At 62.9% G+C, this 590-nt stretch carries 2 protein-coding genes; both read left to right on the forward strand.

What is annotated here, in order from left to right; genetic code table 11:
* The coding region (locus ACXJKJ_RS31325; RefSeq protein WP_457395533.1) for a hypothetical protein at nucleotides 1-207 on the forward strand (207 nt) is incomplete at its 5' end.
* A partial coding sequence (gene pilV, locus ACXJKJ_RS31330; protein ID WP_457395536.1) for a type IV pilus modification protein PilV occupies nucleotides 204-590 on the forward strand: 387 nt, incomplete at its 3' end. The genes ACXJKJ_RS31325 and pilV, both read left to right, overlap by 4 nt.

Consider the following 590-nt stretch of genomic DNA (forward strand, 5'->3'; position numbering starts at 1 on the left):
GTGTTGCGATTCAACAAGATCGGCCGCGGCATGGTGGTCACCGGTCCGACCGCGCTGATCGGCTTCGACGCGCGTGGACGCCGTCGCGCCGCGGCGGATCAGGCTGTGGTGATGCGCCCAGAACAATGCGGCAGCCAGCCTTTGCTGCGCACGATGACTGTCAATGTCTCCGGCCAGATCAGCAGTGCCAAGGGAGCCTGTCCATGAAGCGTCGCCATTCATCCATTCCCGGTCGCGGTCAGGCCGGCTTTACGCTGCTTGAGGTACTGATCGCCATTGTCGTCCTGGCCTTCGGTCTGCTCGGTTTTGCGATGCTGCAGACCACCAGTGTCCGTTTCGTGCAAAGCGCGAACTACCGGACCCAGGCGACAAACCTCGCCTACGACCTCACCGAGCTGATGCGCAGTAATCGGTTCCAGTCGGTCTGGTACACCAATGCGACCTTCGCTGCGGGCAGCAAGGCCGCCACGGACCCGGCCTGTACGCGTGTCGCCGGAGATGCATTGACCATCGATCAGAACATCGCCCGCTGGCAATGCCAGGTGGTCAAGGCATTGGGCGCCAATGCAGGCGCCACGGTTACCGTGGTC

Source organism: Roseateles sp. P5_E1, assembly GCF_054049335.1.